The sequence below is a fragment of the Leifsonia williamsii genome, assembly GCF_030433685.1.
Taxonomy (GTDB): domain Bacteria; phylum Actinomycetota; class Actinomycetes; order Actinomycetales; family Microbacteriaceae; genus Leifsonia; species Leifsonia williamsii.
Genome location: NZ_JAROCF010000001.1, coordinates 1365508 through 1379257, shown reverse-complemented (window position 1 = coordinate 1379257; position 13750 = coordinate 1365508). Strand labels below are relative to the sequence as shown.

Below are 13750 nucleotides of genomic sequence, written 5' to 3'. Positions count from 1 at the left end.
ACGGATGTCTTCCACAACGCCGGCGCCCGCCTGGCGCCGCACCGTCGTGCTCGCCCTGATCATGGGCGCGCAGCTGATGATGGTGCTCGACACCTCGATCGTCACCACCGCGCTCCCACACCTGGTCGACGAGCTGGGCTTCTCGCCCGCCTCGCTCTCCTGGGTGCAGAACGCCTACGTGCTCGCCTTCGGCGGCCTCCTGCTGCTCGGCGCGCGCGTGGGCGACCTCGCCGGCCGCAGGCGCGTCTTCGTGATCGCGGTCGCCGTCTTCGCACTCGCCTCGCTGGTCGCCGGCCTCGCGTTCTCGGCGCCCGTCCTGCTCGCGGCCCGGGTGCTCCAGGGCGTCGCGTCAGCCTTCGCGATCCCATCGACGCTCGCCCTCCTGGTCGGCGCCTACCCCGAGCCGGAGCAGCGCAGCCGCGCCATCGCCGTCTACAGCGCGGTGATCGGAGCGGGCGCGAGCGTCGGCATCATCGTCGGCGGTCTCTTCACCGACCTGCTGTCGTGGCGCTGGGGGCTGCTGATCAACGTGCCCATCGGCCTGATCGTCGTCCTGCTGTCGCCGCGCTTCCTCACCGAGACCGCGCGGCGCCGCGGCAGCTTCGACCTGGCGGGCGCCCTGACGATCACCGTCGGCATGACCGCGCTCGTCTGGGGCCTGATCGAGTCGAGCACGCTCGGCTGGGCCTCCCCGGTCGTCATCGGCCTGCTGGCCCTGGCCGCGGTTCTCGTGGTGGCCTTCGTCCTGATCGAACGCCGCACGGCCGAGCCGATCGTCCCGCTCGGCCTGTTCGCGAACGCGACCCGGTCGGGCGCGTACCTGGCCCGCATCCTGATCGTCGGGGCCATGTTCTCGACGTTCTACTTCCTCAGCCAGTACCTGCAGGACGTGCTGCACTTCAGCGCCCTGCTCGCGGGGCTGAGCTTCATCCCGCTGACCGGCATGTTCTTCGCCACCGTCTACGTGGTGCGGCCGCTGGTGCGGTGGATGGGGCAGGAGCGCCTCCTGATCGCCTCCCTCGTCCTCGCCCTCGTCGGCATGGGCTGGCTGTCGACCGTCGGCGCGGGCACCGCCTTCCTCCCGTGGGTGCTCCTCCCGCTCCTCGTGCTCGGTATCGGGCAGGGCATCGCGATCATCCTCCTCACGCAGTTCGGCATGGCCGACGTGCCGGCCGACCAGGCGGGAGCCGGCTCGGGCCTCGTGAACACGGCGCACCAGCTCGGCGGATCGGTCGGCCTCGCCGTGCTGGCGGGCGTGTTCATCGCCGCCGGTGGAGACCGCGCCGCGATCGCCGCGCAGGTCACCGGATACCAGGCGGTCTTCCACGTGGCGGCCGGCTTCTACGCACTCGCCGTCGTCGTGGGCGTGGTGATGCTCGTGGCGGCGCGCAGAGCCCGTCGCAGCGCGCCGGTGAACGCGGTCGAACAACCTGTTTGACAGGTTATGCATCCGTCTGCCATGCTCATAACCGTTCCAACCGGTTATTAGCTCCGACACCCGGCTCCACGAAAGGACCCCTCATGAGCGTCACCCGCTTCAGCCTCACCTCCTCCCTCGACCGGGACGCCCTGATGGACGTCCTCACCGACTTCTCCAGCGCCCGCCCGGCCGCCTGGTCGAGCATCGACGAGGAGCACTTCCGGGTCCACGGGCTCGGCGCCGGCTGGGCCGAGGTCACCGAGGGCACCGCGCAGGCGTGGGAGCGCGCGCGCTACGAGTGGGACCGCGCCGCAGGAACCGTCACGATCACGACGCACGACTCGAAGGTGTTCGGCCCCGGGGGCGGCTGGCTGTTCCAGCTCACCCCCGAGGGCCGCGGCACCCGCGTCGACGTCCGGCTCACCCGCACCCCGGCGAAGCTCGGCCAGAGGATCCTCGCGGGCCTCCTCCCCCTGGTCGGCCCGGCCTCGCTGAAGAAGTCGTTCGCGGCGCCGCTGCAGGCGGTGTGACGGGGAGGCGAGGGGACTAGCGGGCCACCGGCACCGCGTCGAGCGCCCGCTCCCCCGCCACCACACGCCCGTCGATCACCCGCACGGGCATCGGATCGGTGATGCCGCCGACGAACCCGCCCTCCGGCCCCGCGTTTCGGAAGGCGAAGAAGGCCGGCTCCCCCGCACGGTCCACGACGACCCGGCCGACGTACAGGTCGTCTCCGGTCACCTGGTGCGCCTGACGCGGATCCCACTCCCCGTCGCGGTCGGCGACCACGGCCCACACCCCGCCCCGGGAACCGGTCTCGCGCCGGGTGGACGCGAGCTCGGGGGCCAGGCACGAGAAGAACAGCACCGATCGGCCGTCCACCGTCGCCGTGTTCAGCACCTCCAGCTGACCGAAGCCGGCGCCCGGCTGCGATAGCGGCGGCAGCAGCGTCCACTCCACGAGGTCGGGGGAGGTCGCGGTCGCGATCACCCCGCGATCGTCGACCTGCCCGTGCCCGGCGCGGGCGGTGACGAGCATCCGCCAGGTGCCGTCCTGCTGCCGGTAGACGAACGGGTCCCGGAACGCCTCGTCGTGCCAGTGCCCGTCGGCGATGGTCTCGTACCACCGCGCATCCGCCCGGAGGATCGGGTTCGCCGGGCTCTTGCGCCAGGTGAGCAGGTCCTCCGAGGTCGCGACGCCGATGCTCTGCACGTTGCCCGCCGCGGTGAGCGTCGCTCCGGTGTAGAACATGTGCCACACACCGGCGTCGTCGCGCACGACGCTGCCGGTCCAGGTGGCGAGGTCGTCGAAGGCGGGGGCGTCGCTGCGCACCAGCGCATCCTCCACCCGCTTCCAGCCCACGAGGTCGCCGGAGACCGCATGCCCCACGGAGGCCCGGTGGTGTCGCGCGTCGGGGTCCTGCAGCGCCTTCGACGCGTAGAGGAAGAAGAGGTGGTACCGGTCGCCGTCGTCGGCGAACCAGAAGTCCCAGACGTAGCTGTCGGGGAGAGAGAACATGGATCAGCCTTTCAGCCCTTGCGAGGCGATGGAGTTGACGAACGAGCGCTGGAAGGCGACGAAGAGCGCCAGCACAGGGATGGTGATGATGCTCGCGTAGGCCATGATCTGGCCCCACGAGGTGTTGAGCTGCTTGAAGTAGTCGATGCCGACCATGGCCGGCCGGACCGCCTCGCTCTGCGTGACCATGAGCGGCCAGAGGTACTGGTTCCAGGCCGGGAGGAAGGTGAGGATGGCGACGGTCGCCACCGCCGGCCCCGCCAGCGGCATGATGACGGTCCGGTAGATGCGGAACCAGCCGGCGCCGTCCACGCGCGCCGCCTCGTCCAGCTCCTTCGGGATCGAGTCGAAGTACTGGTAGAAGAGGAAGATCGAGAAGGCGTTCGCGACGAACGGCACGATCTGCACCGTGTAGGTGTCGAGCCAGCCCTGCACGATGTGCGCGCCGTCGAAGTACGGCAGCTGGTTCACCTCCCACAGCAGCGGCAGCGCCATGACCTCGAACGGCACGATCAGCGTCGCGAGCACCACGCCGAGCGCCCACTTGCGACCCGGCATCCGCATCCGCGAGAGCGCGAAGGCCGCCATCGAGTTGACGATGATGCCGAGCACGACCGTCGTGACCGAGATGATGACGGAGTTGAGCAGGAACTGGGCGAACGGCACCCGGTCGAAGACGCCGGTGTAGTTGTCGAGGCTCAGGTCGCCGACGGGGAGGAACGCCTGGATGCCGCCCAGGTCGCCGAAGATCTGCGTGTCGGGCTTGAAGCTCGAGACCACCATGAACAGCAGCGGCAGGCCGAACACCAGCGCCAGGACGATTTTGAGCGCGAGCACGAGCACGCCGCGGGCCGACCGCTTCATCGTCGCGCCTCCTTGTCACGGGTGACGAACCGCTGGAGCAGCGTGACGACCAGCACCAGCACGAAGAACACCAACGAGATCGCGGACGCGTAACCGGTCTGCTGCTGCTGGAACCCGCTGCGGACCGCCTGGAACACCAGCGTCGAGGTGGAGTTGATGGGGCCTCCCTGGGTCATGATGTTCACCTGCGAGAACAGGCCGAACGCCGCGATGGTGATGGTGATGAGGATGAACGTGCGCGTCTGCCGCAGGCCCGGCCAGGTGATGTGGGCGAACTGCTGCCAGCGCGTCGCGCCGTCGAGGGCGGCCGCCTCGTAGAGCTCCTCCGGGATCGTCTGCAGCCCGGCGAGCCAGATGATCATGTGGAAGCCCATCGCCTGCCACGCGGACATCAGGATGATCGCGAACAGCGCCCAGTGCGGGTCGCCCAGCCAGTCGGGGCCCTGGATGCCGGCCTTCGACAGCAGGACGTTGATCAGGCCGTCCTTCTGGTACAGGAACAGCCACAGCATCGACACCACGACGATGGAGGTGACGACCGGGAGGAAGTACACGGTGCGGAAGAACGTCGTCCCGCGCACCCGGCTGTTGACGAGCAGCGCCAGCACGAGGGCGAGCGCCGACTGGAACGGGACGATCACGATGGTGAAGATGATCGTGTTGCGCAGCGACGCCCAAAAGGTGTCGTCGGTGAACAGGTTGACGAAGTTGTCGACGCCGACGAACTGGGCGGGCTCCGGAGAGACCAGCCGCGCGTTCGTGAAGGCGAGGACGAAGGTGAGCCCGATCGGGACGATCAGGAACGTGGCGATGAGGACGGCGGCGGGCGCGAACATGAGGAGCGCGACCGATGCCTCCTTCGAGCGGCCGGCGACGCCGGCGCGGACGGTCGGGACGTGGCGGTCGACGCGCACGTCCGGCTTGACGACGGTTGTCATGGGATCCCTCGTGACGGCGGGGCCGGGCCAGGCGGCCCGGCCCCGCTCGCTCACTTGAAGTAGTTGTTCGACTTCTGGTTGGCGTCGATGTCCTTGACCGCCTGGTCGAGGGTCGACTTCGGGTCGGCGCCGTTCACGATGTCCTGAGCGGCTTTGGTGAACGTGGTGGCGATGAAGGGGTAGCCGGGAGTGACCGGGCGGACCTCGGCGAACTTCTGCGAGTACTCGCGGAAGATCGCGTTGTCCTCGCCCTCGCCGTAGCCGGGCACGAGCGCGGCGGCGCCCTCCGTCGCCGGGATGGTGCCGGCCGCCTTCGCGACACCGGCGACGTACTTGTCAGCCGTGGCGAACTTCATGTACGCCAGGGCGCCCGCCTGGTCCGAGCAGGTCTTCGAGACGCCCCACTGCCACGAGCCGCCGCCGATCTTCGGGCCCTTCCCGAAGTCGACCGGCGGGAGGAACAGCACGTCGTCGCCGAACTTCTGCCGCAGGGAGTCGGCCGCCCAGCTGCCGTCGTAGAGGATGCCGGTCTTGCCGTTGGCGAAGTCCGCCGCCGGGTCGGTGCCCGACTTCGCCGCGATGGAGCCGTCGGCGACCAGCCCGCGGAACCACTTCGCCCACGCCACCGCGTCGGCGCTGTTCAGCGCGCCGTCGGCGGTCTTGTAGCCGTCGCGGTCGATCAGGTCTCCGCCGAAGCTCTGCAGCAGCGGCGAGTACGCGTACGGCCACCACTCCCCCGTCGAGCTGGTCATGAAGTCGGCCGCGTAGCGGAACTTCCCCGAGGCCTTGAGCTTGGTGAGGAGGTCGTCGAACTCCGCCTTCGTCCACGGCTCGTCGACGGTCGGCACGCGCACGCCGACGGCGTCGAGGGTGCTCTTCTTCGTGATGAGGTTGAGAGCGACGTCGTAGAACCCGTAGGAGTAGGTCTTGCCGTCGTACTTCCCGACCGTGGAGGGCAGGAAGCCGTCGAGCTGCGACTCGAGCCCGGTCAGCGGCGACAGGTAGCCGGCCCAGACCCAATTGGGCACGTTGGGCGCGTCGATGTCGAGGATGCACGGGAGCTTCTTCGACGCGGCCGCCGCGGTGACGGACTGGTTGTAGGAGTCCTGCGGGAAGGCCTGCACCTTCACCCGGTACTTCGACTGACTCTTGTTGAAGTCGTCGACGATCTTCTGCACGGCCCCGAGCTCGGCCTTGTTGCCCGCGTTGTGGGTCCACATGGTCAGCTCCCCGTTCGAGGAGCCGGCAGCGGCGCCTCCCTTGGCGCAGCCGGTGAGCGCCACCATGGCGGCCGCCGCGACCATCGCGGACGCCACGAGCGCCCGGCGAGTGTTCCTTCTCACTATCGATCCTCCGTTGGATTCGTGATCACGGGAGGGCCAGCCGCCTCCCGAAAACTAAATGCATTTAGCAGCTACTAAATGCGTTTAGTCGCGTTGACGTTAGCACTAGGATGAAGGCCGTGCAACAGACATCGCCGTTCGAGGGAGGCTCCGCAGCGTGGCGAAGAGAGTGACGATCGCGGATGTCGCCGCCGAGGCCGGGCTGTCGAAGACGGCCGTGAGCATGATCCTCAACGACCGCCCCGGCACCGGCCTGTCGGCCGAGACCGCGAAGCGCGTGCGGGCGATCGCGCACCGGCTCAACTACCGGCCCGACCCGTCGGCCCGTGCGCTGCGCATGGGGACGACGCCGACCATCGGCTTCGTCTCGGACGACGTCACGCTCACCCGCTACGCGTCGGCGATGATCCGCGGCATCCTCGACGTCGCCGAGGAGAACGACCACACCGTGCTGCTCGCCGAGACGGGCCAGCACCCCGAGCGGCTCGCCGGATCGCTGGACGCCATGCTCGACCGCCGCGTCTCCGCTCTCGTCTTCGGCTCGATGGCGGCGCGCCGGGTGGAGCTGCCGGAGCTGCCGTCCGACGTCCCGGTCGTCATGGTGAACGCGACGACGACCGCCGACTACCCAGCCGTCCTGCCCGACGAGCGCACGGCGGGCGCCGCCATCGCGCAACTCCTGATCGACGCCGGCCACACCCGGATCGCGCTGATCGGCCGCCGCTACGACGAGGACCTCCCTCCGGAGGTGTCGGTCACCATCTCCGACCGCTTCGCCGGCCTCGACGCGGTCATGGCCGAGCACGGGCTGAGCTGGGCGTGGGAGGAGGCGTTCGAGACCTGGTCGCCCGAGAACGGTTACGAGGCGACCAGGCGGGCCCTCGCCTCCGGCGCCGACTTCACCGCGCTGGTGTGCCTGACCGACAACGTGTCGTTCGGCGCGTACCAGGCGCTCCAGGAGCAGGGCGTCCGCATCCCCGAGCAGGTCTCGATCGCCTCCTTCGACGACGACGAGATCTCGACCTACCTCCGCCCGCAGCTCACCACGGCCCGTCTGCCGTACGAGGAGATGGGCCGCACGGCCATGGCCCTCGCCCTCGCCGGCACGACGACCGGCGGCCGCCACCTCGTCCCGATGCCGATCGTCGAGCGCGCCTCCGTGCGCCGGGTGGAGTGACGCGTAGAGCGACGCCGCCAGTGACGGGTCAGCCCCTCGTCACCGCGTCTCCGTCACCTTGAGCAGCTGGATGGGCAGGATCTGCAGCACGGGTGCGAGCAGCTCCGGCACACCGGCAGGGAGGGGCAGCCATGCCTCCCCCTCCATTCCCTGCGCCGCCCCGACCGTCAGCAGCGGTGCGCCGGAGGAGCGGATGCGCTCGAGCACCGGTCGCATCGCCGCACCGGCCTCCGTCGCAGCGCGCCGATGAACGCGGTCGAACAACCTGTTCGACTTCAGCCTCACCACCCGCGTCCACGTCCGACTCACCAGCCCCCCCGAAGCTCGCGCTCGCCTCCCACCTCACATCCGCATCCGCATCATCGTCTACATCACAAGACGACCCGCCCCCGGCACCCCGAGTGCCGGCGGCCGACAAGGAGTGCCGCGTGTCCGATGAGGAGCGAAGCGACGGTCCGGCCACCGACCGGCCGGACGAGGTGATCGGCGAGCGCCGTCGGCTGATGTCGCTGGCGTACCGGATGACGGGCACGCTCGCCGACGCCGAGGACGTCGTGCAGGAGACCTACATCCGCTGGTACCGCCTGTCCGAGCAGCAGCGGGACGAGATCAGGGTGCCCGCGGCCTGGCTGACGCGGGTGGCGAGCCGGGTGGCCCTCGACCTCCTCACGGCGGCGCGGGTGCGGCGCGAGCGGCAGATCGGCCAGTGGTTGCCGGAACCGGTACCAGCCGACCTCTTCCTCGGGACCGCAGAGGGGTCGGTGACCTCCACATCGGGGGTGGAGGACCCGCTGGAGCGCGTGACCCTCGACGACGCGGTGAGCACCGCCCTGCTGGTGGTGCTGGAGTCGATGACGCCGGCAGAGCGGGTGGCCTTCGTGCTTCACGACGTGTTCGGCGCACCCTTCGATGAGATCGCCGGCCTGGTCGGTCGCTCACCGGCGGCGGCTCGCCAGCTCGCGTCCTCGGCTCGACGGCACGTCCGGGAGCGGCGCACCGCGGTCGTGCCGGCGGAGCGGCACGACCAGGTGGTCAGGGCCTTCCTCTCGGCGGCACGCGGCGGCGACCTCCGCCTCCTGCTGCAGACGCTGGCACCCGAGGTGGAGCTGCGCGCGGACGGCGGCGGGATCGTCAGCGTGGCGCCGAACGTCGTGGCGGGCGCCGACCGGGTGGCCCGCTTCCTGCTCGGGGTGCTCCAGAAGCGGCCCGACATGCGGTTCGAGGAGCGGCGCACGGCCGATGGGCTCGGCTACGCGGTGACGCTAGAAGGCCGCTTCTTCGGCGTCGTCAGCTTCCATGTGGAGTCCGACCGGATCACCGACGTGTGGTTCGTGCTCGACCCGCGCAAGCTGAGCCGGTGGGCTCCGGATGGGCCCGCCCGCCACGACACGTGACGGGCGGGCGGTGTTCCAGCCCGCTTCGGGCGCTTCAGCCGGCGAGCGGGATGTCGCGAAGCGGGTAGAGCACCTTCCCGGCCCGGTACTCCCCACGCGGGACCATCGCGTCGATCGGCCCGTACCCGTCGACCGTCACGACTTCGCGAGCATCCCCGGAGGCGGCGAGGGTGCCCCGCAGCAGGTCGTCCAGGTGGAACCGCTCCGGACCGGCGAACTCGACCTCGCCGAGCGGCTCGCCCGCGAGGGCGACCTCCACCAGCAGCGCCACCAGTTCATCCAGCTCGACGGGCTGGATCAGGTCGCGCGGCGCCAGCACCCTGCCGTCGACGGTGTGCTGATCGGCGAGGACCGGCACGTAGCCCTGGAACTGGGCGGATCGCACGATCGTGTACGGCAGCGGGCCCTCCGCGAGCGCGCGCTCCTGCGCCACCTTGCCGAAGTAGTACCCGATGTCGGAGGCGTCGCCCTGGCCGACGCCGACGATGGAGAGCAGGATGTGGTGCCTCACACCGGCCCGCACGCCCTCCTCCGTCAGCCTCCGCGTCGTCCCCTCGAAGAAGCCGACAGCGCCCTCCTCGTCGAACCGCGGGGTGTTCAGCACGTTGACGATCGTGTCGACACCCGCCATCACCTCCGCGACCCTCGTCCCCTCGAGGAAGTCGACCCCGTCCTCGAGTCCGCCCGAGACGACCTCGACCCCGTTCGCCTCCAGGAGGTCCGCCACCTTCGAGCCGACCCGGCCGCGTCCGCCCGCAATGAGCACCTTCACGTCTTCACTCCTTCATGAGGCGGTCCTTCCGCCTCTGAAGAGGTGACGGGGCGACGCGTCCGGATGTCAGGAAGCCTCGCTACCGCGTCTCGGTCACCTTGAGCAGCCCGCGCGGCACATCGGGGTCGAGTCCGCGGCTGCGCGCCAGCGACAGCGCGAGAAGCTGGATGGGCAGGATCTGAAGCACGGGTTCGAGCAGCTCCGGCACACCGGCAGGGAGGGGCAGCCATGCCTCCCCCTCCATTCGCTGCGCCGCCCCGACCGTCAGAAGCGGTGCGCCGGAGGAGCGGATGCGCTCGAGCACAGGGCGCATCGCCGCACCTGCCGGGCCCTCCGAGGTGAAGGCCAGCGCCTGCACTGCGGGGTCGAGCACCGCGATCGGGCCGTGCAGGAGGTCGGCCGCCGAGAAACCGGCGGCCGAGACGTAGCAGGTCTCCATCAGCTTGAGGGCGCCCTCGGAGGCGATGGCCGACGCGTAGCCGCGCCCGGTCAGGACGACGCGGTCGCCGTCGAAACGCTCCACGGCGGCCGCGATCCCATCGGTCACCCGCGGGTCGCGGAGCACGGCGGAGCCCCACTCCGGCAGGCGTTCGAGACCGGGCTCCGCACGGCCCGCGAGGCCGAGGAACAGCTGTGCCAGCGTGATCAGCTCCGCGGTGAACGACTTGGTCGCCGCCACGGCGAGCTCCGGGCCTGCTGCGAGGTCCAGCTGCAGCTCCGCCGCCTGCGCCAGCGCCGACGCGGGGTCGTTCGTGATCGCCAGGGTGAGGGCGCCACCCTCGCGCGCCGCGGCGAGCGACGCCGCGAGGTCGGGCGAGCCGCCGGACTGGCTGACGCCGATCGCAAGGCTCCCCCGGAGGTCCGGCCGTGCGCCGTAGAGGGTGGTGGTGGAGGGCGACCACGAGCCGCCGGGCAGTCCGCACAGGACGTCGGCGGCGTACCGGCCGTAGGTGGCGGCGTGGTCGCTGGTGCCGCGGGCGATGAAGGTGACGAACCGCGGCTGGGCGGCACGGATGCGCTCGACGGCCTCGGCGACCGGGCCGGAGCGGGCGAGCAGCCGCGCCCACACCTCCGGCTGTTCCGCGATCTCCGCCCGCATGAGCCGACCGGCCTCGGCCGCACCCCCTTCGTGCCCGGTCATCGCGCCGCCCGCTCCATGCGCTCGCGCGGAGCCAGCGCCTGCCGCACCCGTTCCTTGGCCGCGTCGGCCGCGCCGACCGCGTCCAGTCCGAGGAGCGCTGCGCCCAGGATGGGTGGCTCGCTCACCTGGACGAACTCCGTGCGGGGCGCGACGGCGAGCACCCGCGACCGGATGCGCTCGTCGAACTCCTCGTGCCGGGCGGCGAGGATGCTGCCGCCGAGCACCACGGGGACGGCCGCCCCGGTCAGCTCGAGCTCGGTGAGCGCGGCGACGACGTAGTCGGCCACCTCGTCGGCGAGCCGGTCGATCAGCGCCGCCGCGACGGGATCGCCGTCGAGGGCGAGCGCGAACACGGCCGGGCTCAGCTCGGCGAGCCGGGTCTGCGGCACGTCGCCGAAGTGCAGCCGCTCGATCAGGTCGATCACCCGCGGGGCGTCGAAATGCTCCAGAACGGCGGCGGTCAGCGCGGTGCGCGGCCCCCGGCCGTCGGCGTCCCTGGCCGCGGCGCTCATCGCCGACAGGCCGAGTTGCAGGCCGCCGCCCCAGTCGCCCGAGATCAGACCGAGAGACGGGAAGCGCACGGTCCTCCCCTCCCAGCGGGCCACGCAGTTGATCCCCGCCCCGCAGACGACGGCCACGCCGTCGTCGCCGTCCGAGCCGAGCCGCAGCAGGGCGAACGTGTCGTTGTCGACGCTCACGCTGGGCGCCCAGCCCCGGGAGGCCACGGCGGCGAGCATGGCCGCCTGCTCCCGGTGCAGGTCCACCCCGGCCAAGAAGGCCGCGACGTGGGCGATCCGGGGCGACGGGAGCTCGAGGTCGGCCTCCAGGAGCGCGGTACGCGCGAGATCCTCGATCCCGGCGATCGACGCCTCGAGCCCGTGGGCGTGCGGCGAATAGCCGGGGCCCCGGCGCGTGGCGACGACACGGCCGTCGACCGCGACGACAGCGACGTCCGTCTTGCTGTTGCCTCCGTCGATGGCCAGGACGACGTCGGTGCCGGCGGCTACCGGGCCCACGGCAGGAATCTCGCGTTCTCGGCCAGCAGCCGATCCGTCAGCTTCTCGGCGATCGCGTACTGCCCGACCAGAGGGTGGGCGAGGAGCGCCTTCTCGACGCGGTGGCGCCCGCCGTGCAGGGCGGCCTCCACCGCGAGCTCCTCGTACGCCGACACGTGCGCGATCAGCCCCTCCATCGACCGGTCGACCCTGCCGATGGCGAGCGGTGCCGGCCCGCCCGCGCCGATCACCGACGCGGCCTCGATGACGGCCTCGTCAGGCAGGAAGGGCAGCGTGCCGTTGTTCCGCACGTTGACCACCTGCACGTCCTTGGTGTCGCGGAGGAGGGAGGCGACCAGCTGGATGGCCGCGAGGGAGTAGTACCGGCCTCCCCGCTGCTGCAGCTGCTCCGGCTTGGTCGTCACCGCGGGGTCGCGGTAGACGTCGAGCAGCTGCCGCTCGACCTCCATCACGACCTCGGCGCGGGAGGGCTCGCTGAGCTGCTCCCCGAGGACCTCGTCGTGCGCGTAGTAGTAGTGCAGGTAGTAGGAGGGCACGGCCTGCTGGAGGCGCAGGTGGCCGGGCGTGATGCGGAACTTCTCGGCGACCGCGTCGATCCGGGCCTCGAGCAGGCCGGGCAGCTGGTCGACGCCGTCGACGTAGACCGCGGTCTCCCAGCTGAGGTGGTTGAGCCCGACGTGCTTGAGCTGGATGCGCTCGTGCCCGACGCCCAGGACCTCGGCGAAGTTGCGCTCGAAGTTGATGGCCACGTTGCAGAGACCGACGGCGCGGTGGCCGGCGTCGAGCAGGCTCCGCGTGACGATGCCCACCGGGTTGGTGAAGTCGACGATCCAGGTGTTCTCGCCGGCGAGCGCGCGCACCCGGTCGGCGATGTCGAGCACGACGGGGACCGTGCGCAGCGCCTTCGCGAAGCCGCCGGCTCCCGTGGTCTCCTGGCCGATGCAGCCGCAGTCGTGCGGGAACGTCTCGTCGGAGTGCCGGGTGGCCTGGCCGCCCACCCTCAGTTGGATGAGGACCGCCGCGGCGCCCGTCACCGCCTCCGCGAGGTCGGAGGTCGGGGTGATGACGGTGCTCCGGCCGGCCGCCGCCACCATCCGCTTCGCGAAGTCGCCGACGACGCGCAGCCGCTCCGCATCGGTGTCCATCAGCGCGATCTCGTCGATCGTGAACGACTCGGACATGACGAGCAGTCCGTCGATCAGCTCGGGGGTGTAGGTCGAACCTCCACCGACGACAGCCAGTTTCATCCCTTGACTCCAGACAACTTGATTCCTTCGATGAATGATTTCTGCGCGAAGAAGAACAGGACGATGACGGGCACCATCACGAGGATCGTGGCGGCCATCGTGAGGTTCCACTGCACCTGGTGCGTGCTCCGGAAGGCGGCGAGCCCGAGCGAGAGCGTCCAGTTGGCGCGGTTCTCGCCCGTGTACAGCAGCGGCCCGAAGTAGTCGTTCCAGGTGCGCAGGAACATGAACAGCGCGGCCGCCGCGATGCCGGGGCGGGCCATCGGGATGACGACGCGCCACAGCACGCCGAACTCGGACGCGCCGTCGATGCGCGCGGAGTCCAGGTACGAGGTGGGGATGGCGACGAGGAACTGCCGCAGCAGGAAGATGCTGAACGCGTCGCCGAAGAAGTTCGGCAGGATCAGCGGCCACAGCGTGCCCGTGAGGCCGAGCTTCGCCCACATCACATACATGGGCACGGCGATCACCTGCGGCGGGAGCATCATCGCGACGATCACGAGGTAGAAGGCCCAGGTGCGGCCCTTCCACTTCAGCTTGGCCAGCCCGTAGGCGATCGGGACGCTCGAGAGCAGCATTCCGACGGTCGCCGTGAGCGAGTAGAACAGGCTCTGGCCGAAGTACCCGAGCATCGGGGCCTTCTCGAAGACGGCGCCGAAGTTGTCCCAGCGCCACTCGTGCGGCCAGAGGTCCTTGGTGAGCGCCTGCTGGTCGCTCATCACGGCGGTCAACAGCACGAAGACGATCGGGCCGATGAAGCCGAGCGCCATGGCGATGGCGACGGCGTGGAGACCGATCCAGCCGAGCACCGAACGGGCGCGGGCGCGCGGATCGCGGGTGCGCCGGCCGATGCCGGGGCCAGGGGCCGGGGCGGCGGGCTCGGGTCGCGCGGACGCGACGGCGGTGGTCGTGAGGGTCAC

The 13750-nt window shown here is 70.7% G+C and carries 14 protein-coding genes; 4 read left to right on the top strand and 10 right to left on the bottom strand.

Annotation, left to right across the window (positions count from 1 at the left end; translation table 11 throughout):
- Positions 1–4: 4 nt before the first annotated feature.
- Complete coding sequence (locus P5G50_RS06495) at positions 5–1438, top strand: MFS transporter (protein WP_301210552.1); 1434 nt, start codon at positions 5–7, stop codon at positions 1436–1438.
- Between the two features lie 83 nt (positions 1439–1521).
- Positions 1522–1950 (top strand): SRPBCC family protein, encoded by a 429-nt coding sequence (locus P5G50_RS06490; protein WP_301210551.1) that lies wholly within the window; start codon positions 1522–1524, stop codon positions 1948–1950.
- Positions 1951–1966: 16 nt separating this feature from the next.
- Here P5G50_RS06490 and P5G50_RS06485 read toward each other — a convergent pair whose 3' ends face one another.
- Genes P5G50_RS06485 through P5G50_RS06470 form a run of 4 tightly spaced genes read right to left on the bottom strand, consistent with a single transcriptional unit; the run spans position 1967 to position 6083 of the window.
- Complete coding sequence (locus tag P5G50_RS06485) at positions 1967–2938, bottom strand: glycoside hydrolase family protein (RefSeq protein ID WP_301210550.1); 972 nt, start codon at positions 2936–2938, stop codon at positions 1967–1969.
- A 3-nt stretch (positions 2939–2941) separates the two neighbouring features.
- Positions 2942–3802: a carbohydrate ABC transporter permease gene (locus P5G50_RS06480; RefSeq protein WP_301210549.1), complete on the bottom strand. Its 861-nt coding sequence runs from the start codon at positions 3800–3802 to the stop codon at positions 2942–2944.
- On the bottom strand, positions 3799–4740 hold the full coding sequence (locus P5G50_RS06475; protein ID WP_301210548.1) for a carbohydrate ABC transporter permease: 942 nt from the start codon (positions 4738–4740) through the stop codon (positions 3799–3801). Before P5G50_RS06475 ends, P5G50_RS06480 begins: the two co-directional genes overlap by 4 nt.
- Positions 4741–4790: 50 nt before the next feature.
- Positions 4791–6083, bottom strand: a complete 1293-nt coding sequence (locus tag P5G50_RS06470; RefSeq protein ID WP_301210547.1) for an ABC transporter substrate-binding protein — start codon at positions 6081–6083, stop codon at positions 4791–4793.
- Between the two features lie 157 nt (positions 6084–6240).
- Between P5G50_RS06470 and P5G50_RS06465 the strand changes: the two genes are divergently transcribed.
- On the top strand, positions 6241–7260 hold the full coding sequence (locus P5G50_RS06465; protein ID WP_301210545.1) for a LacI family DNA-binding transcriptional regulator: 1020 nt from the start codon (positions 6241–6243) through the stop codon (positions 7258–7260).
- Positions 7261–7299: 39 nt separating this feature from the next.
- Here P5G50_RS06465 and P5G50_RS06460 read toward each other — a convergent pair whose 3' ends face one another.
- Positions 7300–7476 (bottom strand): phosphoheptose isomerase family protein, encoded by a 177-nt coding sequence (locus P5G50_RS06460; protein ID WP_301210543.1) that lies wholly within the window; start codon positions 7474–7476, stop codon positions 7300–7302.
- Positions 7477–7688: 212 nt separating this feature from the next.
- Between P5G50_RS06460 and sigJ the strand changes: the two genes are divergently transcribed.
- Entirely contained in the window at positions 7689–8654 is a 966-nt protein-coding gene (sigJ, locus tag P5G50_RS06455) for an RNA polymerase sigma factor SigJ (protein ID WP_301210541.1), read from the top strand.
- Positions 8655–8688: 34 nt separating this feature from the next.
- Here sigJ and P5G50_RS06450 read toward each other — a convergent pair whose 3' ends face one another.
- The 5 genes from P5G50_RS06450 to P5G50_RS06430 form a co-directional block, all read right to left on the bottom strand.
- The gene (locus tag P5G50_RS06450) at positions 8689–9426 is read right to left on the bottom strand and encodes an SDR family oxidoreductase (RefSeq protein ID WP_301210540.1); all 738 of its coding nucleotides are present in this window, start codon (positions 9424–9426) and stop codon (positions 8689–8691) included.
- Positions 9427–9505: 79 nt separating this feature from the next.
- The gene (locus P5G50_RS06445; protein WP_301210539.1) at positions 9506–10567 is read right to left on the bottom strand and encodes an SIS domain-containing protein; all 1062 of its coding nucleotides are present in this window, start codon (positions 10565–10567) and stop codon (positions 9506–9508) included.
- Positions 10564–11583: an N-acetylglucosamine kinase gene (locus tag P5G50_RS06440; protein ID WP_301210538.1), complete on the bottom strand. Its 1020-nt coding sequence runs from the start codon at positions 11581–11583 to the stop codon at positions 10564–10566. Before P5G50_RS06440 ends, P5G50_RS06445 begins: the two co-directional genes overlap by 4 nt.
- Positions 11571–12830 (bottom strand): 6-phospho-beta-glucosidase, encoded by a 1260-nt coding sequence (locus P5G50_RS06435; RefSeq protein WP_301210537.1) that lies wholly within the window; start codon positions 12828–12830, stop codon positions 11571–11573. Before P5G50_RS06435 ends, P5G50_RS06440 begins: the two co-directional genes overlap by 13 nt.
- The gene (locus P5G50_RS06430) at positions 12827–13750 is read right to left on the bottom strand and encodes a carbohydrate ABC transporter permease (protein ID WP_301210535.1); all 924 of its coding nucleotides are present in this window, start codon (positions 13748–13750) and stop codon (positions 12827–12829) included. The genes P5G50_RS06435 and P5G50_RS06430 overlap by 4 nt, the downstream gene beginning before the upstream one ends.